A 21,968-nucleotide genomic window follows, 5' to 3' on the forward strand; every position below is an offset into this window, starting at 1 on the left:
CGGTAGGTAGCTGGATGGAAGGTTCAATTGATGTGTTAAGCCTGATTATGCAGGCGAGTATGTTTGTCAAATTGGTCATGGCAAGTTTGCTGTTGGCAAGTTTGTTGTGTTGGGTGACGATTTTTCGGCTAAATAGTCGTTTATCAACGGCTTATCAAGCAGATGATTATTTTGAACAAACTTTTTGGTCAGGCATTGAGTTGCCAACTTTGTATAAAGGTGTGCAAGGCAACACCGAGCGGAGTGGACTGGAGCAGATATTTTTTATCGGCTTTACCGAATATATTAAGTTACGCCGTAGTCGCCAAGTCAAAGCGGATGTGATTGACGGGGTGGAGCGAAAGTTGCGTGTTGGTCTAGGACGTCAACAGTTGGAGCTTGAGCAGGGCTTGGCGTTGCTTGCTAGTATTGCGTCGGTGTCGCCATATGTCGGATTGCTTGGCACGGTATGGGGGATTATGGTGGCGTTTATGGGGTTATCAACGTCTAGCCAAGCCACACTGTCAGCCGTCGCACCGGGGATTGCCGAAGCCTTGATTGCCACGGCATTGGGTTTGTCTGCGGCCATTCCTGCGGCGTTGGCGTTTAACCATTTTACCGCAAAAACCGAAAAAGTTTATCAAAGCCGTGCGTTATTTTGTGATGAAATGACAGGGATGTTGTTGCGTGATAATCAAGATGAGCCGTCAACGCCTTTCACGCCTTTGTCGAAAAATAGCTTGCCCAATGTGGAGACAAATCAAATCCAAAACCCAATTATTCAGTAGGGGCGTGCGTGTATGAAAGCCAATCCTTTTAGCCGTTCTATTGGCAAAAAAGTCAACGCAGGTATGAATGTCGTACCGTATATTGATGTGATGTTGGTGTTGTTGGTGATTTTTATGGTAACTGCACCGATGCTCACCACAGGTGTGGATATTAATTTGCCAAAAGCCCAAACCAAAGCCATTGAACAAGGCACACAAATGCCTGTGATTGTGTCTTTAGACAGTAATGGCGATGTGTATCTGAGCTATCAGGACAAAACCGATGAGCCGATGAGCCAACGAGAATTGGTAGAAACGTTACAAGGTTTGCAACAACTGCCTGAATACCACAACACAGACGGCACGCCAAACCTAAATGTGATGATAAATGCGGATAAAAGCAATCCGTATGGCGATGTGATAACGCTTATGGCAAAATTGCAACAAGCAGGTATTGTTAAAGTTGGACTGCTCACCGCACCACCTGAAAGCCAATCTAAATCCAGCAAAAAGTCGAAAACGGACGAATAGTTTTTTTGTACGAGAAATGCGATGCACCCTGAAGTTACGTCTGTCTATGTCCCTGTGAAAACCAAAGATTATCGCTTTTGGGCGATTTTGCTCAGTATTTTGGGACATAGTATCTTGGTGGGAACGGTGCTATATTTTCATAGCGAAGCCCCACCAGCACCGATGCAAACCGTGCTAGTTTCGCCTGAAGAATTGTCCGAGTTACAAGGGCAAATCCAAGCCAATCAGCAAAATAACGCTGACCACGTAGGGCAAACTTTAAATGATCATCAAAATAAGCCAAATTTAGTACCAACTAAGCCAGAAACGGCGAAAATTATGCAAGAAATCGCCCAACGAGAAGCCGAGTTTCAAGCCCAACAAGCCCAATTAGCCCAGCAAATTAACGCCCAACACGAAGCGGAACAACAACGCATTGTTGACGAACTTAATCAAAAATTTGCCCAACAACAAGAAACGTTAAGCGACTATGAAACGGCGGAAAGTCGCATTGACGAGATTGAAGCAGGCTTGCGTGCTGATATGGAACGTGCCAGCGATTTAATCCAACAACGTGGGGATGATAAACGCATTAAGATTATTAGCAAAAATATCACCTCAGATGGGCAAGATTTACCCAAAGATAGCAACAGTTCGAACAGCCCACAAGGTGGCATCCAAGGCGGTAATGGCGAACCACGCCAAGGGGCGAGAAATGGGGTAAATTCGACAGGTTATTTAAGCCAAATCCAAAGTATTATTGACCGAAATTGGCACCCACCGACCAACAGTAATGGTAAAAAACTTACCGTTCAATTTAGCATCGCACCATCAGGAGCGATTAGCAATGTGCGTGTGCAAGGCAGTGTCGATGAAGCATTTAAAAACAGCCTAAAAAAAGCCGTGCAATCCTCCAGTCCATTACCACCACCGCCTGCCGATGCTTACGAAGAATTTCGTGATAATAGCTTTACCTTTATTGCGGATTAAATGTTTGTCGATTAAGCCGATTAAAATATGTTTTTGGCTAAAAAATCTGTTATAATAGGCGGTTTATCTATAATTATAAAGGTTTTTACTATGCGATTTATTGATGAAGCAGTCGTAACAGTCAAAGCAGGTGACGGTGGCAATGGCATTGTCAGTTTTCGCCGTGAAAAATACATTCCAAAAGGTGGGCCTGACGGTGGCGACGGTGGTAAAGGCGGTAGCGTGTACGTCGTCGCTGATGACAACACCAACACCCTTGTGGACTACCGCTACACTCGCCGTTACGAAGCCAAACGTGGCGAAAACGGACGCAGTAAAAACTGCTCAGGTCGCAAATCTGACGACATTTTTTTGACCGTGCCAATCGGTACGACGATTATTGACCTAGACACCGACCAAGTGATTGGTGATTTGACCGAACGTGGGCAGAAACTTATGGTGGCAAAAGGCGGTGATGGCGGATTGGGCAATACCCATTTTAAAACATCGACCAACCAAGCCCCACGCAAAGCAACCAAAGGTTTTGAAGGTGAATTAAAACAGCTAAAACTTGAGCTAAAGGTCGTTGCTGATGTCGGCTTAATTGGTTTGCCAAATGCGGGTAAATCTACTTTTATCCGTCAAGTGTCATCGGCTCGCCCAAAAGTCGCCAATTATCCATTTACCACGCTTGTGCCAAACTTGGGCGTGGTGGACGTGGGTTTGGGACGTTCGTTTGTCATGGCGGATATTCCAGGGTTGATTGAAGGAGCATCTCAAGGGGCGGGGCTTGGCATTCGCTTTTTAAAACACGTGGCTCGTACTCGCAGACTGCTCCACATCGTGGACGTACAGCCGATTGACGGTAGCGACCCTGTCAAAAATGCTGAAGTGATTTTAAATGAATTGCAAAAATTTTCTCCAGAATTGGCAAAATTACCGCAAGTCTTGATTTTAAACAAAATTGACCAAGTACCAGAAGAAGAGCAAAATGCGTTATGCACGCATATCGTGGCACAGCTTGGCTGGACAGGCATAGTGTTTCGCACCTCAACCTTAACAGGGGCAGGCGTGGAAGATGTGGTATTTCATTTGATGAATGAAATTGACCGTGAAAAAGAGTTGGAAGAGCAAAGCCCAGAATTTGCCGAAGAGCAACGTTTACGTTTTGAACGCCTAGAAGCCGAAGTGCGTGCCAATACCGAAGAGCAAAAAGAAGCCTACCGTGCTATGCGAAAAGCCCAACGTGAAGGTTTGGCAAATGAGGGCGATGATGGCGAAGATTTTGATGATGACGATTTTGGTGAAGACGGCGTAGAAGTGGTTTACTCGCCTTATTAATCAAATTTTCTTATCTATTTTGTTAAACGTAAAAAAAAGAGAAAGCCGAAGGTTTCTCTTTTTTTATGTCAATTATTTGGCAAAAATTAACGTGGACGACGGCGTGGGGCAGACGAACCGTAAAGTTCTTCTTTCACACCTTTAGGTTTGCGTGAGCCAAATTCTGATTTTTTGTCAAATTTTTTGTCACCTTTATCAAAATTTTTGCCTGCATGGTCTTTTTTGGCAAATGGACGGCTGTCGCCACGTCTATCATCGTTAAAGCGTTTTTCTTCACCATAGCGACGGTTTGGGCGTTCATCACGGCTGTGATAATCACGTTTTTCGCCACGCTCACCACGTTCATGACTACGCCCATCGTTACGGTGATCAGAGCCACGATAATCAGAACGATTGCTTTCAAAATCTTGTCCAAATTTACGTGGTTTTTTGCCAAAATCATCGGAGTGTCTGCCATTGTCATGACGCCCATCACGGGCAAAACGGGGTTTTTTGTCAAATGAGCGTTCGTGGTTGCTATGACGTTCCGTGCGTTCAAAGCGATTAGGTTCGCCACGCTCAAATCTTGGCTCACGGTCAAAACGTTCTTCACGTTTCTGGTTATGTTCGGCATAACGTTCATCACGGTTAAAGCGTTGTTCTTGGTATTTTGGGCGTTGTGGACGGTCTTGATAATCAGCACGGTGACTGCGTTCTGAACGCTCAAAACGTTCAACATTTTCGCCACGTTCAGAACGGTCATCAAAACGATTTCTGTCATTTCTACCAAAACGCTCGGAACGTTCGCCACGTCCAAATGATTTTTCACGTCTACCAAAACCTGATTTTTTATCAAAACGTCCTTTGCCCCGTCCTTTTTTATCACGGTCATGACGTTCTACAAATTTTGGCTCAAGTCCTTCTAACACCGCTTCGGGCATATCACGTTTTAGATAGCGGTTGATATTGCCAAGCTGACGGCGGTCATCACGGCTACACAAATTAATTGCAACGCCTGTACGTCCTGCACGTCCCGAACGTCCAATACGGTGTACATAATCTTCTACTTGGCGGGGCAAATCGTAGTTAAAGACATGACTAATGTTTGGTAAATCAATACCACGAGCCGCTACATCGGTCGCCACCACAAGCTGATATTTTCCACTACGTAAGTCGGCAACGATACGGTTACGCTTGCCTTGTGGCAAATCACCGTGTAGGTAACAAACCTTATGCCCCCAATCTTGTAAACGCTCGGCAAGCTCTTCGCTACTGCGTTTGGTGGCGGTAAAAATAATTGCTTGGCTACGTTCGTTATCACAGATTAAGTGTTCTAACAGTTTGTTTTTATGCTCAAAATTGTCACAAAAATACACTTTTTCATCAATATGAGCAGTCTCTACTTTGATGCTAATGCGTTCTGGATTTTCGGTAAAACTTTCGGCGATTTTGCCTACCGCACCGTCCCATGTCGCGGATGACATAATGGTTTGACGGCTGTCAGGGGTAGCGTCCAAAATCGCATTAATATCATCAGCAAAACCCATGTCTAGCATACGGTCTGCTTCATCTAACACCAACATGGAGAGCTCAGACAAATCCACACGCCCTGCATGGATATGGTCAAGCAAGCGACCTGGGGTGGCGATGATAATTTGCACGCCTTTTTTTAGGGCACGAATTTGCCCGCCATACGCTGAACCACCGACCAACGGCACGCTAAACAAATCACGCATGGAAGAGCCATAACGGCGAATGCTGTCGGAAACTTGGTGGGCTAACTCACGTGTAGGGGTCAAAATCAATGCCTTAACTGCTTTGGGTTGGCGATGCTTGCTTTTGGTAGCAGGGGCTTCGCTTAGTTGGTGCAAAATCGGCAACACAAAAGCGGCAGTTTTTCCGCTTCCAGTTTGGGCGGATAATAACAAATCACGTCCTGCAATCGCTACAGGAATGGCTTGGGCTTGGATAGGGGTTGGCGTGGTGTAGCCTGTTTTCTCAATACTTTTTAACAAAATATGCGACAAACCCAAATCGCTAAAACGCAAGCTGTCTTCGTCTACTAAATCATCAGTATTTTCAAGGGTTTGTAAAATCTCGCTTAATTCAGGATTAAACGTATCGGCTTGGTTGTGGGTTTGGTGAGCGGTGGTTAAAAAATCATTGATACTTGTCATAAAAAACCTTTTAAAAACAAAATCTTAAAAATAAACATCAACAACAACCGACAATCCTAACCATTAGGCTTGTCGTTATTATTAACAATTTAGTTTTAAGTGTAAAAATTACACGCAAAAAAGCAAAACTCGGTTCTTTAATCGGTGTTAACCTTCTTATAGGCGGTTAAGGTCGATTAAAGTATGTTCAACACAAAAATCGTGTTATTTGAGCATTGCAATCTCAAGTGTCATTTTCTATTTTGCTAGTTTTGGTTTACTAGGTGAGTAAAGGTATGACAATAAAGGGGAATTAATTATTACAATGCTAAAATGATATCAAATGGCAAAACCATTTACAATTTTGACAAGATTTGGAATAAACTTGACGTTGCTATCAGCGTAATGAAAGCGACTATTTTACTCAAAACCGTTTTAAAAAGCAAGTGCTTTTTGCCGAAAGTTTTTTAATGGTGCTTGTGGCAATTAGTATAGCTAGTTAACAAAATTTGGTGAATCTTTATGATGCAAAAAAGCATGGATTTTTTGCTATCAAAATGCACGATAACAAGGTAAAATAGCGTGTTTTTTTTGATAAATTTTAATAATGGAAACTTGTTTATGTTGACAAATAAAACGGTTTGGCAAAATACAAAAATGGGCGTATGGTTAGCTTGCGGAGCATTGATATTAAGCGCTTGTGGACAAAAAGGCGACTTATATTTGCCCAAGAAATCGAACCAAGCTATCCCAACCCAAGCGATAAATGATGATGCAAGTTTGGCGGATTTAAACCGTCAACAGCAAGCCGACATTGATAATTTGAGCAATAGCGAAAATCGTTTAGACAATAATTTGGAAAATAAAGCGGATGAAATTTCGGACGAAAATTCACAATCTTATTAATTTTAATTTATAAATAATTTAAAAAAACAAAAGGAAAGCCCATGACTCACGATGATATTGTTACCGTTAATCCAAGAAAGCACGTTGCCCATTTGCCATTTTTGGAATATGCCGATAACCGTTTGACGATGGACGGCGTGGATCTAAACACCGTTGCTAATGAGTTTGGCACGCCTGTATATGTATACAGCAAACAAGCGATTTTGGCAAATTATCAAGCCTATGATGACAGTTTTTCTGACATTTCTCACCAAATTTGCTATGCGGTGAAAGCAAATTCCAACCTTGCCGTGTTGCAAGCCTTGGCAAAAGTTGGGGCAGGGTTTGACTTGGTAACAGGTGGTGAGCTGGCTCGTGTATTAAAAGCAGGTGGCGACCCAACAAAAATCGTGTTTTCAGGGCTTGGTAAAAGTCATGCCGATATTGAAAAAGCGTTGGACGTTGGTATCGCATGCTTTAATGTGGAGTCGGTAAGCGAGCTAAATCGCATTAGTGAAGTGGCGGTAAAATTAAGCAAAACCGCTCCGATTTCATTGCGTGTCAATCCTGATGTGGACGCCAAAACCCACCCTTATATTTCTACAGGTTTAAAAGAAAATAAATTTGGCATTAGCCACGATGATGCCGTAAATGTGTATAAAATCGCTAAAGATTTACCCAATCTTGACATTATTGGTATTGATTGTCATATCGGTTCGCAACTCACCGAAATTCGCCCATTTATGGACGCATTGGATAAAGTGATTGAATTGATCGAGCAATTAAAGCAACAAGACATTCACTTAAAACATATTGATTTGGGCGGTGGTCTTGGCGTGCGTTATACTGATGAAATTCCTGTAGATTTAGCGGATTTTGCCAATGCTTTATTGCCGAAATTACAAAAATTAGGCTTAAAAGTGTATTTAGAACCAGGACGGAGTATCGTGGCGAATGCAGGGGTTTTAGTTACCAAAGTGGATATTTTAAAACCGACCAATCACAAAAATTTTGCAGTGGTGGATTGTGCCATGAATGACTTAATCCGTCCAACGTTGTATGAAGCGGTGATGGCGGTTGTGCCTGTTACTCTAAATACTAACTGTGAGCCAAAAACGTGGGATATCGTTGGGGCAATTTGTGAAACAGGGGATTTTTTGGCAAAAAATCGTGTATTAAGCTTGGTGGAAAATGACCTGCTTGCTATTACAGGGGCAGGGGCGTATGGCTTTACCATGTCAAGCAATTATAACAGCCGTCCACGAGCGTGCGAAGTGTTAATTGACGACGGACAGGCTCACCTAATCCGTGAACGTGAAACACTCGAAAGTCTGTGGAAGTGTGAACATTTGTTGGATTGATTTTTGTTAAAAATTAGATAAATTGGGGTAAATTTGACAAAACACTTATCAATTATGGCATATCATGTTAATATAGTATTAGATAAATCAAGAAAACTAAAAATGTTAAGGAAATAGTATGTTGATTGAATTTACAAAAATGCACGGTTTGGGCAATGATTTTATGCTGATTGACTTGGTTACCCAACGCCTTGATTTAACGTCAGATTTTGTTAGGTTGTTGGGCGATCGTCATTTGGGGATTGGGTTTGACCAGTTGTTAATCGTTGAACCGCCAACTCGCCCTGACGTGGATTTTAAATACCGTATTTTTAACCAAGACGGCTCAGAAGTTCAGCAATGTGGGAATGGTGCAAGATGTTTTGCTCGGTTTGTGCAAGCTCGCAAGTTATCCTTTAAACAGCGTATCCGTGTAGAAACCGCAAGCGGGGTGATTACCTTAAGCACTGATAATTACGGCTGGGTACAAGTAGATATGGGCAAGCCAAAATTTGAGCCTGATGATATTCCATTTACCCCAAAAGCCATTACCAAAGTACAAAATTCCTATCGTCTGAATGTGGACGGTACGCCTGTCACCCTGTATGTGGCAAATATGGGTAATCCGCACGCGGTGATTAAGGTGGATGATATTTTAACGGCGGATGTGGAGCGACTTGGTAAAGCGATTGAATCGCATCCTGCCTTTCCTGAACGGGTGAATGTTGGCTTTGTGCAAGTGATGAACGACCGTCATATCCGTCTGCGTGTCTATGAGCGTGGCGTGGGCGAAACCCAATCTTGTGGCACAGGGGCGTGTGCGGCGGTAGCGACAGGTGTGCGTGAAGGCTGGCTAGATGAAGGTGTGGATATTCGGGCTCAGCTGTACGGCGGTAGCTTGATTATACGTTGGCAAGACGGCTATCCTGTGTATATGACCGGCCCTGCGACCTTTGTGTATGAAGGTGTATTTAGCCCAGAAGGCTTAATGGCAGGGGCAGGCATGAAACCTGTTGCCCCAATATCGGTAGAAGATGCGTAATATTCTGACGTTAACCGAGCAATGGCTCACCACTTTAACCACACAGCATTACACACTTGCCACGATACGCACTTATCGGCAAGCGTTACGTCCTTTTTTGCAGTTTTTACAACAGCTTGGTTATCATGAGTTTCACCAAGTTCACCGTCAAAATATTAGCGATTATCTTGCCAATCGCTTAGACAGGGACAAACTGTCAAAAACGAGTGTTCAGCACGAATTAACCGTGTTACGTCAATTATTTAAATGGTTGTTAAAACAAAAACTTATCCAAAAAAATCCCACCACCGCCCACCGTTTAAAACGTTCGCCACGTCCTTTACCGACTTTGCTCGATGTGGATGTTATTAACCAATTATTAGACCAACCACCGCCTGACGATGACAAGCAACTTCCGCTTTGGGTGAGAGATAAAGCCATGCTGGAGTTGTTGTATGGCAGTGGCTTGCGGGTGGGGGAATTGGTGGGGCTAAACTTTAGCGATATTGATAAAAACCAACAAATATTGAGAGTATTGGGTAAAGGTGGCAAAACTCGCCTTGTGCCAATCGGACAAAAATCGTGGCAAGCCTTACAAGATTATTTGCCCTACCGTCAGTTATGGCAAAACGAACATACCGCCGATAATGCGGTCTTTATCAGTGAAAAATTTGGCAAACGCTTGACAACCAGAACCGTACAGTTACGCATCAAACACCATACCAAACTTGCCAATCTGTCGCAAGACGTGTATCCGCATTTGCTCCGACATTGTTTTGCATCGCATATTTTAAGCGATAGTGGCGACTTGCGTGGTGTGCAAGAATTGCTCGGACACAGCGACATTAGTACCACCCAAGTTTACACCCATCTGAATTTTGGGCATTTGTCAAAGGTATATGACAACGCTCACCCACGTTCTCGCCGTTCTTGATTGATGGGTTTTTTAAATGAGTTTTTTAAAAAAAATTAATGCGAACGACTTAAATTTTCGGTGGTTTTTCGCAATTTCAAACTGAGCAAAATCGCAATGCCACGCAAAATCTCAACCGCTACCCTTGGGTAATCGCTTAGCAAATTTTCAAAATCTTTTTTGGTCAGTAATACCAATGCCGTGGTTTCTGATGCACGCACGGTTGCTGAGCGTGTCAGCGTGTCAATTAACGCCATTTCGCCGATTGTATCGCCTTGCTCAATATTGCCGATATGGATAAAATTTTGCGAATTTTTGGTTGTTTTTTCGTTAGTTAATTTTAAGTCTTTTTTTAAAACATCTAAACTACCGACCAACACAAATGCGACATAGTCGCCGTGTTCGCCTTCGTGAAATAAAAATTCATGGGCTGAAAGTTCTTTAAAAATCAAGCGTTGTTCCAATATTTGAAACATATAAGGGTCAAAATTGGCAAACAATGGACTTTTTTTCAAATAATCAAATAAGGTACTATTCATAATTTTTACTTTGTATAAATTAATTAATTAACAAGGGTTATTAATGATAAAATGTTGACTTGCCATTAAGTCAATATTTTCTCGCCAAATCTGTTGTTGAGATTTGTCAAAGCTTGCAATAACTAACTGATAATTATCGGGTTTTTTATCAGCAGGATTGTCACTAAAACTGAGCCAAGACGTGGCTTGTTGAGTAATTGGCAATTCGGCAATATTGTTGGCAATATTTTCATCCCCTTTTTCACCCACGATTTTACCTACTATTTCGCCACAAGCATTGACAATTTGGCTGTGTCCCCATGTTTCTCGCTGTTGCTGTTTTTGTGATGTGTTAATTAAATGCGTGCCTGTTTGCCCCGCACCAAGCATCAAACATTGGCTATCCAATGCCCGAGCGGTGAGCAATGCTTGCCAATGTGCCTTGCCTGTGGTGTAAGTAAAGGCGGACGGTGCGGTGAGTAACTGTGCCCCAAGCTGTCGCAAGCGTACCGCTAAACTGGCAAAACGCAAATCAAAACACACCATCATGCCGATGTTGCCAATGGCGGTTTTGGCGACCACAGGCTCGTTGCCCGCTTCAAAGGTTTGCCCTTCATCATAGTTGGCAGTGCGGTCGTTGACGGTGGCTTTAAACAGATGAATTTTGTCATAACGTGCCACGCAATCGCCTGACGGCTCAAATAATAGCGAGCTTTGACGAAATTTGCCGTCTGCGACAGGCGTTCCGTCAGGGCGAAACGGACACGGCAACGTCCCTGCAAGCAGATGAGTTTTATGATGTTCTGCCAATTTGCCACACCAATCTTGCAAGGCGTGAAAATGCCGACTTGCCAAACCTTGTTTGCCAAAACAAAACGCATTTTCAGGCAACACCACGAGCGACACGCCAAGGCTGACCGCTGTTTTTACCGCACTTTCAATTTGGATAAGATTTGCCAGAATATCGGTTTGGCTGTTTAATTGAACACACGCAACTTTCAGCATGGATTTTACCCTTTTTATCGGTTTTTTGTAAAAATTTTACCGCATTTTAGCACGTTTTTTGCCGATATTAGCCAAAAAATGTTAAAATATCGGCTAGTTGTGTGATTTTTTCTAATATTGGTTAAAATAAACGCACCGATTGATATTGTCAAACAAAATAATATTTTTGCTAAAAAATGTGGTGATTTGTTATGAAAATGGCACTGGGAACAAAACTTACAACGGGTTTAAGCCTAACCCCCCAGATGCAACAAGCGATTCGGTTGTTGCAGTTGTCAAGTCTTGAGCTTGAGCAAGAAGTTCAACAAAAGTTGGATAATAATCCACTGTTGGAGCGGGTGGAACAAGATGAATTTGGCAATGACATTGACAATGATTTTGATGCGGATTTTGATGCTAATTATGAAAATGATTTTAGCAATACAGGACAAGATTTTGGCAAAGATGACTTTTCGCAAGATGATGTTAGCGATTTTAGCAACGTTGACAAGGGTGCGAATGACTTTGAAAATCATGACAACTATGTGGAAACATTTGATAATTGGCAAAAAAATAGCCTAAGCAAATTAAGCCAATCTGATACAAGCGATGAAAGCAACCAAGATAGTGATTATCAAGAGTATGGCAATGATGCGGTGGATAGTAGCGAGCATTTTGCTAGTGATAACTTAGAAATGTCCATTGATACTGAGTGGGATCAAGTTTATATCCATGAGCCGACGGGCTTGTCGCAAGTGGATGCTGATGAGCTGGATGATGATTATAAATTTAGTACGCAGGGCAATATCCAAGACCACGTACGTTGGCAGTTAAATTTTAAACACTTGTCTGATATTGAAATGGTGATTGCCGAATATTTGATCGATAGCATGGACGATAGGGGCTTTATTCATCTGCCGACCGAGGAGTTATTCCACAGTTTGGATATGATGTTGTCGTTTTATCAGATTGACGAGGTGGAAATTACGCCCGAAGATATTGAGGTGGTGATTAAGCAAATCCAAAGCTGTGAACCGCTCGGCGTGGGGGCGAGAGGCTTACCAGAATGTTTGTTATTACAACTAAATCGTTTGCCAAAGCATACCGAAAATTTAGAAAATGCCAAAAAACTGTTAAGTTATCCTGAATTTTTTATTTCTAATAATATCAATGCCTTGCTAAAAGAAACAGGTTTGAATATTGAAGATATTCAACCTGCGTTAACACTTATCCGCACTTTAGACCCCAATCCTGCATTGGCGTATCAGCAAAGCCAGAGTCAGTTTGATTTTGCCCCAGAAAGTTATGATATCCCTGATATTTTGGTGGCTCAAAATAAAGACGGTTGGCAAGTAAGTCTAAATCCTGACACCTTGCCAAAGTTGCGTGTTAATCAAGATTACGCAAACTTAATCAAACGCAATGATGAAAGCGAGCAAAATCTGTATTTGCGTGAAAATTTGTACGATGCACGCCTATTTATTCGTAGTATTGAAGAGCGTAATCAAAACCTGCTTAAAGTCGCCTCTTGTATTGTCAAACGTCAGCAAGGGTTTTTTGACCACGGAGCGACCGCCATGCAACCGATGATTTTAAAGGATGTGGCGGACGAAGTCGGCTTGCATGAGTCCACCGTGTCACGCATTACTACGAGCAAAACCATGCTCACGCCTAAGGGATTGTTTAATTTAAAATATTTTTTCTCAAGTCATGTGATGAGCGAAGACGGCGAAGGTGTTTCATCTACCGCGATTAGTGCGATGATTGAGCAAATGATTGATGATGAAGACCCAAAAAAACCGCTGTCTGATAATACCATTGTCGAAAATCTAAAAGCCCAAGGCATTGATATCGCACGGCGAACTGTTACCAAATATCGTGAAGCGATGAATATCGGCTCGTCCACTCAGCGTAAACAGCGGTTTTAGGATAAGATGGTTTTCCGTTTTTAATAAGCCTGTCAAACTATAGCAAAATCGTCATCTTTATCGTCATCTTTATCGTCATCTTTCGACAAACTGAAGACGAACGATTTTTTTGATTATAATTCATCTAACCACGCCATTTGAATGGCTTCTAAAATTTTTTCGTTGGATTTTTCTGGATTATCGTCAAATTCTTCTAATTCAGTAACATAACGGTGCAAATCGGTAAAACGAATATATTGCACATCTTCGTTGGGATGTTTTTCTGCCAATGCAATGGCGATGTCTAGCGTGTCAGACCATTTGAGAGTCATAAATTTTTCCTAGTTATTAATTGATTTAAAACGGATAAAATAACAAATTTTTGCCAAAAATTAAAGCATTTTTTTGGCTAAATTTTCTTTCCAACTATTTTCTAAACACTCAATATTGAGCCAAGGGTCAAGAATGGCTTTGTCAATGTTGCCTTTTTGGTTGGTGAGTTGCCAAAGGGTTTGTAAATTGGCAAATGGGTAGGGACGAGCCACCAAAACCACATTCGCCCCTGCTTGCATGTTGCCTGTTTTTACCACTTTATAATACCAACCGCTAATACCGTTAGCGGTGAGCCACGATGCGACAAGGTGCTTAGTTGGTTCAACCATATTAATCACGTCATTGATTTTATAACACGGACGGCGTGGTTGAATGACTTGCAATTCCACCGCATCCGCACCGTCGCCAAAACGGTAAATATCACCGATACAGACGTTGGTTTCATTCATGTTAAAGTTGGGGTCTTGTACGGTGAGATTTTCGCCCAACGCACCGACAGCCACGTTTGTGCCAAAGTGGGCGTTAATGCGTTGGTAAGTTTCAGTGGACATTTGATGCACGGCTTTTAGATGCCCGCCATGATGACGGCGGTCGGCTTGTTCGTCTTCGGCGATACCAAGTTCGTTGACAAATCGGACTTCGGTGGTGGGGGTTTTGTCAATGGCACTGAGTTTTTCTCGGGTAAATGGCATGGCTTTGCCTGTGCGGACATGGGTGAGTGTGCCGATTTTTTGGGGTGGAATTTTCATATAAAAATTAATATTCTCTGCTAGGTTCGGGTTTAGCCATTGTTTGTAAGCATGGCATTTTTTGGGTTAAACTATGGTCAGCGATTTGTCTTGCGATTTGATTGGCATTGTTTTGATGAGCATCAACTTTGCCGATAATGCAACTTTTCTCTTTATACAGTTTTATTATCAAAAGATTTGAGATTGTTGGTGGGTGCATCAAAATGGTTGGATTAACATCATCATATTCATTAACACGATAAATTAACGCATAATATTGTTTTTGTTTATCTTTTAAATGATACCGCCACTCTAATTTTTCACCCAAATTCATTGGTCTAAATGTGGTTTGATAAGCCAAACTCGCATCTTGATACATTAATTTTAACCAAATTTGAAATTCATAAGCGTGTTGAATAACTGTATAATTTTTATCTAAACTTTGACATCGCTCGGTGTATAATTCGCTTGCTTCCGTAGGTACAGATTCACATTTGTTTAAATTTGTATAAGCTGAATAGCCTTGTAATTGGGCAAAACTTTGGCGTATACCGATAAAACACACGCTCAATAATAGCAAACTTAGCAAATGTTTCATTGATTATCCTTAATTAACCTGTGGAACTTGCAAAAAAGCCATTAGTTAAAACTGGCAAATAAATCATACTCACTTGCTTCATCAATGGTAACCGTCAAAAAATCACCAACTTTGACTGTATCATCCCCACTTAAAGGTAGGTTATCCACATACACATGACCGTCAATCTCTGGTGCGTCCGCATAACTACGGCAAATGGCGATATTTTCTTCTTCATCAATTTCATCAACCAAGACTTTTAAGGTTCTGCCAACTTTTTCTTGCAGTTTTTCGGCTGAAATTTGTTGTTGTAGTGCCATAAGTCTTTCATAACGTTGTTGTTTGATAGCTTCAGGCACAGGATTTGGCAAATCGTTAGCAACCGCTCCGTCAATCTCTGAATAAGTAAAACAGCCCACTCTGTCAAGGCGAGCTTGTTTTAGCCAGTCTAACAAATACTCAAAATCTTCTTCTGTTTCTCCCGGAAAACCGACCACAAAGGTAGAGCGAATGACGATATCAGGGCAGATTTCTCGCCATTTGGCAATGCGTTCTAGCACATTTTCGCTGTGAGCAGGGCGTTTCATGGCTTTTAGCACATTTGGGCTGGCGTGTTGAAATGGAATGTCCAAATAAGGCAACAATCTATCTTCACTCATCAGTTTTACCACATCATCAACGTGCGGATAAGGGTAAATATAATGCAAACGCACCCACACGCCCAGACGGTTTAATGCTTCGCACATATCATAAAACTTTGATTTGATTGGCATACCGTCCCAAAACGTCATTTTATATTTTAAATCAACGCCATAGGCTGATGTATCTTGCGAAATGACGAGTAATTCTTTTACGCCTGATTTGGCAAGGGCGGACGCTTCTTTCATCACGCTATTAATCGGACGGCTCACCAAATCGCCACGCAAAGACGGAATAATACAAAAGGTACAACGATGATTACAGCCTTCAGAGATTTTCACATAAGCATAATGTTTTGGGGTTAATTTGATGCCTGCATCATTAATCAGGTCAATTTTTGGGTCGTAAGTTTTGTTTTTTTGTGGTTTTGGCACATGGTGGCTGACCGCATTAATCACTTCTTCATAAGCATGAGCCCCTGTCACTGCCAAAACAGCAGGGTGCATACTGCGGATTTTGTCTGCATCTTTGCCAAGACATCCTGTTACGATGACTTTGCCATTTTTGCTAATCGCTTCGCCAATGGCGTCAAGGCTTTCTTGTACTGCACTTTCAATAAAACCACACGTATTGACCACGACCAAATCCGCACCGTCATAGTTACTGGCGACTTGATAACCATCTTTGGTCAATTCGGTGATGATACGTTCACTATCTACCAATGCTTTTGGGCAACCAAGCGACACAAAGCCGATTTTTGGCGTTTTGTCGTGATGAATTTCTAGCCCTTCAGCAAATTGAGCGGTTTGGGAAACTGAGCGGTTTTCATTATGGTTAGCTTGGTGGTGGTTTTTTTGTTGTGGATTAAAAATTTGCGGTTGGCTCATGATGTTCACTTAATTTGTAATAAAAATTAAACCGTCTATTTTAACGTTTTTTAACATTATTGTAAAAATAATTTTGCCCAAAAGCACGAAATTTTTGCTGAAATTCGGCGAAAATTTGCCACGCTAGACTTTTGTTTTTCGTGCAACTGTGATACATTACCAACCATCATTAAAGCCCACTAGACCCTTGTTAACTAAGCACTGTTAAACCAAATGATATATTCCAATTTACCGCTTATTTCACAACAATTATCTATTAACTTATTGCAAAACTTATTAACAGGCGTATTATTATTAGATGAAAATTATCAAATTATATTTGCCAATAGTACCGCCGAGCAGATTTTATCGGCAAGTTTCAGCCAAATATTAGCTGTGTCTATTTTTCATATTTTACAACCGATTGATACATCAGCAGAGAGGGATAATTTTACCCATGATTTTACACAACAGCTTAATAATGCCAAACAAGTTTATCAAGTGTTTATCCAACATGATATCAAAATTCATGGCGTAACTCAGCCGATTTTGGTGGATTATGGAGTTTCGCCGATTGAATTAAAACAAGGTGTTGGTTTTGTAATTGAGTTATGGGGGAAAGACCGACAAACTTTGATACAACAAGAACAACAGCAACAGGCTCAGCACCATATCACTCGCCAACTTATCCGCAGTATGGCTCACGAAGTCAAAAATCCATTGGCAGGGATTTTGGGGGCAACTCAACTGTTACAACGCACCTTACCAAAGCTAATTGATAAGCAGAGTTTAATAAATTTAGAAAATGATAATCAAAAACAACTTGTGAAAATTGAAAATTATTTAAATATTATTATTAGTGAAACCAAACGATTAGATAGCTTGGTTGGGCAATTACTTGGTAAACCAACCTTACCAAATTGGCAACGCCTAAATATTCACGAACCGATACAGCAAATATTAACTTTGTTGGAAAATCAACATCAAAGTATTGATTTTGTTAAAGATTATGATTTGTCATTGCCTGAAATTATGGCAGATAAAGACCAGCTTATTCAAGTTTTTTTTAATTTGCTAAACAATGCTATCCAAGCAGTTGTGAACGAGCCACAGCCAACCATAACCGTACAAACTCGCATTGCCTATCAATATACGATTAATCACATTCGCCACAAAAATGTATTACAAATCAATGTGATAGATAATGGTTTTGGCATTGATAAAACCTTGTTGCCACAGATTTTTTATCCGTTGGTAACAGGGCGTGCGGGCGGTATAGGCTTGGGGCTTGCGGTAGTGCAAGATATCGTACATCGGCATCAAGGGCTAATTAAGGTACAATCGGTGTGTGGCAAAACCGAATTTCAGATGTTTTTACCATTTCAACAAAATAGCTTGACTATTTAGAATTTTTAAATAAAAAATAATAAAGGATAAAACAATGAACAATGCTAAAAAAATTTGGGTGATTGATGATGATGTGGCGTTACGCACGATTTTGCAAGATACGCTTGACGATGCAGGGTTTGATGTGCAAACGTTTGGCAATGCAAAATTGGCTTGGCAACTGCTTGAAAATACAAAAGATTTTGCTCATTTTCCCCATGTAATTTTGACCGATATTCGTATGCCATTGATGAATGGTTTGGATTTTAGTAGCAAAGTTAGCGAACAATTTCCCCGCATTCCGCTGATTATTATGACCGCCCATGCGGACGTGCAGTCAGCCGTGGACAGCTATCAGACAGGTGCGTTTGAGTATTTGCCAAAGCCGTTTGACCTTGACACGATGTTGGCAATCGTGGAAAAAGCGTGGCAATGTTATCAAGAAAACAACCAAAAGCAATATGATAGTCAACAAAAACCAAATAATTACCTTGATGATAATTTTGATAAAAATTTAAATCATAATCAAGTGAAAAACGATAAAAAAAGCCAAAATTATCAACCGATTTCAGGCATTATTGGCACAAGCCCTGCGATGCAGCAAGTATTTCGTGCGATTGGACGGTTGGCAAGTATCCCAATGACTGTACTGATAACAGGTGAGTCAGGTACAGGAAAAGAGCTAATTGCCCATGCGTTACACCAGCATTCGCCACGCAAAAATAGCCCATTTATCGCCTTAAATATGTCTGCAATCCCGCATGAGTTGATTGAGTCGGAGCTGTTTGGGCATGAAAAGGGGGCGTTTACAGGGGCAATTACCGCTCGTCAAGGGCGTTTTGAGCAGGCACATGGCGGTACGTTGTTTTTGGATGAAATCGGTGATATGCCCTTATCCACACAAACTCGGCTGTTGCGAGTGCTTGCTAATGGTGAGTTTTTTCGAGTGGGCGGACAAAAACCGATAAAAGTTGATGTGCGTATCATTGCCGCCACGCATCAACCGTTGGAAAATTTGGTAAAACTCGGCAAATTTCGGGAAGATTTGTTTTATCGGCTCAATGTCATTCGCTTGCAGTTGCCTGCTTTGCGAGAACGTCAGGAAGATATTCCGCTACTCTTGGATTTTTTTATGCAAAAATTGGCGAGTCAAATGCAGTTACCACACAAAACGCTTAACTCTGATGCCTTGCGGTATTTGACCGATTACCCTTGGCAAGGCAATGTGCGAGAATTGGAAAATATTTGCCGTTGGCTGATGGTGATGACCACGGGAAATGTTATTCAAACGGATGATCTACCGAACGAAATTATAAATTTCATTCAAACAAATAATTTAACCAATTTTGATAATAATCTAAATAATGTTCAAAACTTTCAATTAGAAAATCTAAATAATTTAACGGCTATTGTCAAAAAAGAGCAGGAAAATTTTGCCAATTCTGCTACAATAAACTTAGATAAAGAAAACAACGCAATTAATGAGCAAACCAATAATAGCGATTGGCAAACGCCGTTAAAAAATTGGATAAAATCAACCTTAGCACAAGGCGAACAGATAGCTTTGCAACAAGCAATACCTATGTTTGAGCAAATTTTGCTAAAAACCGTGCTAGATTTTACCGATAATCACAAGGGGAAAACTGCCGAATTGCTTGGTTGGGGGCGAAATACCCTAACTCGAAAATATCAACAATTACTGCAAAATCAACAGGATGCCGACAATGGATAGCACGATTCAATTTAACACCGCTGAATTAGATCTACTTCTAAATGCGTTGCAAACGTGGAAAGACCATACTGAGCGAAACCTTAGCAAACGCAGTGAGCAAGGCTGGGATAATACCGAACAAACTGAACGTATTCAAGCGGTTGAAGCCTTAGTAGAGCGGATTTTTGCACATTATCCCCACAGTTATTGATAAATTTTGCTTAACAGTATTAGCATTGACTGTAGTTTACCGTGACGTCTAATACAGGGATTTTTTGGCTGTCTAATACATTGGTCGCAAGCCCTCCTAACGCAGTTTCTTTGTATTTTGCCATCATGTCTTGCCCTGTTTCTTTCATGGTTTTGATGACTTTGTCAAGCGACACAACATGCAAGCCATCGCCTTTTAAAGCAAGGCGGGACGCATTGATGGCTTTGACCGCTGCCATGGCATTACGCTCAATGCATGGCACTTGCACAAGCCCTGCAATGGGGTCGCAGGTCATGCCAAGATGGTGTTCAATGCCAATCTCGGCGGCGTTGCAACATTGCTCAGGTGTACCGCCCAAAACATGAGTAAGACCAGCCGCCGCCATTGCACACGCCGAGCCAACTTCGCCCTGACAGCCGACTTCCGCTCCAGAGATGGACGCATTTTCTTTGATGATGATGCCGATGGCACTGGCGGTTAATAAAAATTCGTAAATTTTGTTCTCAGTATAGTTTTGGCAAAAGTCCCGATAATAGTGCATCACCGCAGGAATGACCCCTGCCGCTCCGTTGGTTGGGGCGGTGACCACGCGTCCGCCACTGGCGTTTTCTTCGTTCACGGCTAGGGCATATAGGTTTATCCAATCCATCACGCCAAGCAAGTCGTGGAATACTTTTCGGCTGTCAATGCCTGATAACTGGCGATAAATCGCCTTGGCACGGCGTTTGACGTTTAGCCCGCCAGGTAAAATGCCGTCATTGTGACAACCATCTGTGACGCAATCTTGCATGACTTGCCAAATCGCTTGCAAACCTTGACAAAGATCGGTTTCGCTCATATTAGCAAGTTCATTCGCTTTGACAACATCAGCGATGGATAACTTGTTTTGTTTACAAATACTTAATAATTCTTCGGCAGTGTTAAACGGATAGGGTACTTGTTTTTTGACAGTGTCAATCACAGGGTCATCATTTTTGGCCTCTTGTTCAGTTTTGACAAATCCGCCACCGATAGAATAAAAGGTGTCTGTAAGCAATAATTTATCGTCGTCAAAAGCGTCAATTGTCAAGGCGTTGGGGTGATAGGGTAAAAACTCCGCTCCGTTTAAAATCAAATCCGTGTCAGGATTAAATGCAATCTCAACTTGATGATTAAGTGACAATCTTTTGTGCGTGCGTATATGGGTAATTTTCTCGCCAATCAGTTTGACATCGGTCAAATGCGGTTCTTCGCCCATAAGACCTAGCATCACTGCAATATCACTGCCATGCCCACGGCCTGTCGCCCCAAGCGAGCCATACAGCACGACGTGGATTTTATTGACTTTTTCAAGCAAATTTTTCTTGATTAAATCTTGAATAAATAAATTGCCTGCTTTCATCGGTCCGACGGTGTGAGAGCTTGATGGTCCAATACCGATTTTAAATAAATCAAAAGTGCTAATCATGATTCAATCACCTGAAGTTCTAAGTTAACCGCTTGTTTTACCGACTGTTTTTCTGCCATCATGGTCGCCCATTTTATAAGATGCGTGTAACTTTTTACATCTAAAAATTCACCAGCATTATATAAATCCCCAAGCACCAATCGCCCATACCACGCCCAAATCGCCATGTCGCTAATTGTATATTCTTCACCACAAATATAAGTTTTATCCGCCAAATGCGTGTTTAATAAATCAAGCTGACGCTTGGTTTCCATGGTAAAGCGATTAATGGGATATTCAAATTTCTTGGGTGCGTAGGCATAAAAATGCCCAAAACCACCGCCTACATACGGTGTAGAGGCCATTTGCCAAAACAGCCAATTTAAACATTCGGCACGTTTTGTGGCATCAGTTGGGATAAATTTTTGGAATTTTTCAGCTAAATACAACAAAATCGCACCCGATTCAAACAGCTTTATCGGTGGATTTGCCGAATTATCAAGTAAAGCAGGGATTTTTGAATTGGGATTAATATCAACAAAGCCTGAGCCAAACTGGTCGCCATTCATAATATCAATCTTATAAGCATCAAATTTTGCCCCTGTCAAGCCTAATTTTGCGAGCTCTAACAGCATGATATTAACCTTAATGCCGTTGGGCGTATTCATAGAGTACAGTTGTAGTGGATTATTGCCAATGGGCAGAGCCTTGTCAAATCTTGCCCCTGCGGTTGGGCGGTTAATACTGGCAAATTTTCCGCCATTTTCTGAATCATTTGTCCAAGTTTTTGGTGGGGTGTAGGTCATTTTGTTTGTCCTTAAT

21 protein-coding genes are annotated in these 21,968 nt (G+C 41.6%); 12 read left to right on the forward strand and 9 right to left on the reverse strand.

Features of this window, described 5'->3' with window-relative positions:
* Positions 1 to 14 precede the first annotated feature (14 nt).
* The 4 genes from tolQ (at position 15) to obgE (ending at position 3,566) form a co-directional block, all read left to right on the forward strand.
* Entirely contained in the window at positions 15 to 767 is a 753-nt protein-coding gene (tolQ, locus tag A3G3_RS0110895; RefSeq protein ID WP_019520552.1) for a protein TolQ, read from the forward strand.
* A gap of 12 nt (positions 768 to 779) precedes the next feature.
* Positions 780 to 1,277 carry a protein TolR gene (gene tolR / locus A3G3_RS0110900; RefSeq protein WP_019520553.1) on the forward strand — a complete coding sequence of 166 codons (498 nt, stop codon included), beginning with the start codon at positions 780 to 782 and terminating at the stop codon, positions 1,275 to 1,277.
* 21 nt (positions 1,278 to 1,298) lie between these two features.
* Positions 1,299 to 2,246: a cell envelope integrity protein TolA gene (locus A3G3_RS0110905; RefSeq protein ID WP_019520554.1), complete on the forward strand. Its 948-nt coding sequence runs from the start codon at positions 1,299 to 1,301 to the stop codon at positions 2,244 to 2,246.
* Between the two features lie 90 nt (positions 2,247 to 2,336).
* Entirely contained in the window at positions 2,337 to 3,566 is a 1,230-nt protein-coding gene (gene obgE, locus A3G3_RS0110910; RefSeq protein ID WP_019520555.1) for a GTPase ObgE, read from the forward strand.
* Between the two features lie 86 nt (positions 3,567 to 3,652).
* Here the strand turns inward: obgE and A3G3_RS13720 are convergent, their stop codons facing one another.
* Positions 3,653 to 5,722: a DEAD/DEAH box helicase gene (locus tag A3G3_RS13720; RefSeq protein ID WP_019520556.1), complete on the reverse strand. Its 2,070-nt coding sequence runs from the start codon at positions 5,720 to 5,722 to the stop codon at positions 3,653 to 3,655.
* A gap of 600 nt (positions 5,723 to 6,322) precedes the next feature.
* Between A3G3_RS13720 and lptM the strand changes: the two genes are divergently transcribed.
* The 4 genes from lptM (at position 6,323) to A3G3_RS0110940 (ending at position 9,881) form a co-directional block, all read left to right on the forward strand.
* Positions 6,323 to 6,607 carry an LPS translocon maturation chaperone LptM gene (gene lptM, locus A3G3_RS14940; RefSeq protein WP_019520558.1) on the forward strand — a complete coding sequence of 95 codons (285 nt, stop codon included), beginning with the start codon at positions 6,323 to 6,325 and terminating at the stop codon, positions 6,605 to 6,607.
* 41 nt (positions 6,608 to 6,648) lie between these two features.
* Positions 6,649 to 7,947, forward strand: a complete 1,299-nt coding sequence (gene lysA, locus A3G3_RS0110930) for a diaminopimelate decarboxylase (protein ID WP_019520559.1) — start codon at positions 6,649 to 6,651, stop codon at positions 7,945 to 7,947.
* 118 nt (positions 7,948 to 8,065) lie between these two features.
* Complete coding sequence (gene dapF / locus A3G3_RS0110935) at positions 8,066 to 8,968, forward strand: diaminopimelate epimerase (protein WP_019520560.1); 903 nt, start codon at positions 8,066 to 8,068, stop codon at positions 8,966 to 8,968.
* On the forward strand, positions 8,961 to 9,881 hold the full coding sequence (locus A3G3_RS0110940; RefSeq protein ID WP_019520561.1) for a tyrosine recombinase XerC: 921 nt from the start codon (positions 8,961 to 8,963) through the stop codon (positions 9,879 to 9,881). The genes dapF and A3G3_RS0110940 overlap by 8 nt, the downstream gene beginning before the upstream one ends.
* Before the next feature lie 35 nt (positions 9,882 to 9,916).
* On the opposite strand, the gene A3G3_RS0110945 is transcribed toward A3G3_RS0110940, so the two are convergent.
* Both A3G3_RS0110945 and A3G3_RS0110950 read right to left on the reverse strand, forming a co-directional pair.
* Positions 9,917 to 10,399, reverse strand: a complete 483-nt coding sequence (locus tag A3G3_RS0110945; protein WP_019520562.1) for a cyclic nucleotide-binding domain-containing protein — start codon at positions 10,397 to 10,399, stop codon at positions 9,917 to 9,919.
* Between the two features lie 27 nt (positions 10,400 to 10,426).
* Positions 10,427 to 11,383 (reverse strand): nitrilase-related carbon-nitrogen hydrolase, encoded by a 957-nt coding sequence (locus A3G3_RS0110950; RefSeq protein ID WP_019520563.1) that lies wholly within the window; start codon positions 11,381 to 11,383, stop codon positions 10,427 to 10,429.
* Between the two features lie 191 nt (positions 11,384 to 11,574).
* Between A3G3_RS0110950 and A3G3_RS0110955 the strand changes: the two genes are divergently transcribed.
* The gene (locus A3G3_RS0110955; RefSeq protein WP_019520564.1) at positions 11,575 to 13,290 is read left to right on the forward strand and encodes an RNA polymerase factor sigma-54; all 1,716 of its coding nucleotides are present in this window, start codon (positions 11,575 to 11,577) and stop codon (positions 13,288 to 13,290) included.
* 113 nt (positions 13,291 to 13,403) lie between these two features.
* Here A3G3_RS0110955 and iscX read toward each other — a convergent pair whose 3' ends face one another.
* From iscX to rimO, 4 genes are read right to left on the reverse strand one after another with little or no spacing between them, the layout of a single operon-like run.
* Positions 13,404 to 13,601 (reverse strand): Fe-S cluster assembly protein IscX, encoded by a 198-nt coding sequence (iscX, locus tag A3G3_RS0110960; protein WP_019520565.1) that lies wholly within the window; start codon positions 13,599 to 13,601, stop codon positions 13,404 to 13,406.
* A 60-nt stretch (positions 13,602 to 13,661) separates the two neighbouring features.
* The gene (locus tag A3G3_RS0110965) at positions 13,662 to 14,351 is read right to left on the reverse strand and encodes an MOSC domain-containing protein (protein ID WP_019520566.1); all 690 of its coding nucleotides are present in this window, start codon (positions 14,349 to 14,351) and stop codon (positions 13,662 to 13,664) included.
* Between the two features lie 7 nt (positions 14,352 to 14,358).
* Complete coding sequence (locus A3G3_RS0110970; protein ID WP_019520567.1) at positions 14,359 to 14,928, reverse strand: hypothetical protein; 570 nt, start codon at positions 14,926 to 14,928, stop codon at positions 14,359 to 14,361.
* 41 nt (positions 14,929 to 14,969) lie between these two features.
* A complete protein-coding gene (gene rimO, locus A3G3_RS0110975; protein ID WP_019520568.1) occupies positions 14,970 to 16,433 on the reverse strand; it encodes a 30S ribosomal protein S12 methylthiotransferase RimO in 1,464 nt (487 codons plus the stop codon).
* Positions 16,434 to 16,646: 213 nt separating this feature from the next.
* Here rimO and A3G3_RS0110985 point away from each other — a divergent pair, with 213 nt between their 5' ends.
* From A3G3_RS0110985 to A3G3_RS0110995, 3 genes are read left to right on the forward strand one after another with little or no spacing between them, the layout of a single operon-like run.
* Entirely contained in the window at positions 16,647 to 17,819 is a 1,173-nt protein-coding gene (locus tag A3G3_RS0110985; protein ID WP_019520570.1) for a two-component system sensor histidine kinase NtrB, read from the forward strand.
* Between the two features lie 34 nt (positions 17,820 to 17,853).
* Positions 17,854 to 19,530, forward strand: a complete 1,677-nt coding sequence (locus A3G3_RS0110990) for a sigma 54-interacting transcriptional regulator (protein WP_019520571.1) — start codon at positions 17,854 to 17,856, stop codon at positions 19,528 to 19,530.
* Complete coding sequence (locus A3G3_RS0110995) at positions 19,523 to 19,720, forward strand: hypothetical protein (protein ID WP_019520572.1); 198 nt, start codon at positions 19,523 to 19,525, stop codon at positions 19,718 to 19,720. Before A3G3_RS0110990 ends, A3G3_RS0110995 begins: the two co-directional genes overlap by 8 nt.
* Before the next feature lie 19 nt (positions 19,721 to 19,739).
* Here A3G3_RS0110995 and A3G3_RS0111000 read toward each other — a convergent pair whose 3' ends face one another.
* Positions 19,740 to 21,170, reverse strand: coding sequence for an L-serine ammonia-lyase (locus A3G3_RS0111000; protein ID WP_323806857.1), 1,431 nt, complete (start codon positions 21,168 to 21,170; stop codon positions 19,740 to 19,742).
* Positions 21,164 to 21,952 carry a glutathione-dependent disulfide-bond oxidoreductase gene (yghU, locus tag A3G3_RS0111005; RefSeq protein ID WP_019520574.1) on the reverse strand — a complete coding sequence of 263 codons (789 nt, stop codon included), beginning with the start codon at positions 21,950 to 21,952 and terminating at the stop codon, positions 21,164 to 21,166. The genes A3G3_RS0111000 and yghU overlap by 7 nt, the downstream gene beginning before the upstream one ends.
* Positions 21,953 to 21,968: the final 16 nt, after the last annotated feature.

Source organism: Moraxella boevrei DSM 14165 (genome assembly GCF_000379845.1).
Taxonomy (GTDB): Bacteria; Pseudomonadota; Gammaproteobacteria; order Pseudomonadales; family Moraxellaceae; genus Faucicola; species Faucicola boevrei.

What these genes read in the sequence shown, in the direction of transcription:
- tolQ (WP_019520552.1), top strand. Translation starts at nt 15, where the DNA reads ATGGAAGGTTCAATTGATGTGTTAAGCCTGATTATGCAGGCGAGTATG.
- tolR (WP_019520553.1), top strand. Translation starts at nt 780, where the DNA reads ATGAAAGCCAATCCTTTTAGCCGTTCTATTGGCAAAAAAGTCAACGCA.
- A3G3_RS0110905 (WP_019520554.1), top strand. Translation starts at nt 1,299, where the DNA reads ATGCACCCTGAAGTTACGTCTGTCTATGTCCCTGTGAAAACCAAAGAT.
- obgE (WP_019520555.1), top strand. Translation starts at nt 2,337, where the DNA reads ATGCGATTTATTGATGAAGCAGTCGTAACAGTCAAAGCAGGTGACGGT.
- A3G3_RS13720 (WP_019520556.1), bottom strand. Translation starts at nt 5,722, where the DNA reads ATGACAAGTATCAATGATTTTTTAACCACCGCTCACCAAACCCACAAC.
- lptM (WP_019520558.1), top strand. Translation starts at nt 6,323, where the DNA reads ATGTTGACAAATAAAACGGTTTGGCAAAATACAAAAATGGGCGTATGG.
- lysA (WP_019520559.1), top strand. Translation starts at nt 6,649, where the DNA reads ATGACTCACGATGATATTGTTACCGTTAATCCAAGAAAGCACGTTGCC.
- dapF (WP_019520560.1), top strand. Translation starts at nt 8,066, where the DNA reads ATGTTGATTGAATTTACAAAAATGCACGGTTTGGGCAATGATTTTATG.
- A3G3_RS0110940 (WP_019520561.1), top strand. Translation starts at nt 8,961, where the DNA reads ATGCGTAATATTCTGACGTTAACCGAGCAATGGCTCACCACTTTAACC.
- A3G3_RS0110945 (WP_019520562.1), bottom strand. Translation starts at nt 10,399, where the DNA reads ATGAATAGTACCTTATTTGATTATTTGAAAAAAAGTCCATTGTTTGCC.
- A3G3_RS0110950 (WP_019520563.1), bottom strand. Translation starts at nt 11,383, where the DNA reads ATGCTGAAAGTTGCGTGTGTTCAATTAAACAGCCAAACCGATATTCTG.
- A3G3_RS0110955 (WP_019520564.1), top strand. Translation starts at nt 11,575, where the DNA reads ATGAAAATGGCACTGGGAACAAAACTTACAACGGGTTTAAGCCTAACC.
- iscX (WP_019520565.1), bottom strand. Translation starts at nt 13,601, where the DNA reads ATGACTCTCAAATGGTCTGACACGCTAGACATCGCCATTGCATTGGCA.
- A3G3_RS0110965 (WP_019520566.1), bottom strand. Translation starts at nt 14,351, where the DNA reads ATGAAAATTCCACCCCAAAAAATCGGCACACTCACCCATGTCCGCACA.
- A3G3_RS0110970 (WP_019520567.1), bottom strand. Translation starts at nt 14,928, where the DNA reads ATGAAACATTTGCTAAGTTTGCTATTATTGAGCGTGTGTTTTATCGGT.
- rimO (WP_019520568.1), bottom strand. Translation starts at nt 16,433, where the DNA reads ATGAGCCAACCGCAAATTTTTAATCCACAACAAAAAAACCACCACCAA.
- A3G3_RS0110985 (WP_019520570.1), top strand. Translation starts at nt 16,647, where the DNA reads ATGATATATTCCAATTTACCGCTTATTTCACAACAATTATCTATTAAC.
- A3G3_RS0110990 (WP_019520571.1), top strand. Translation starts at nt 17,854, where the DNA reads ATGAACAATGCTAAAAAAATTTGGGTGATTGATGATGATGTGGCGTTA.
- A3G3_RS0110995 (WP_019520572.1), top strand. Translation starts at nt 19,523, where the DNA reads ATGGATAGCACGATTCAATTTAACACCGCTGAATTAGATCTACTTCTA.
- yghU (WP_019520574.1), bottom strand. Translation starts at nt 21,952, where the DNA reads ATGACCTACACCCCACCAAAAACTTGGACAAATGATTCAGAAAATGGC.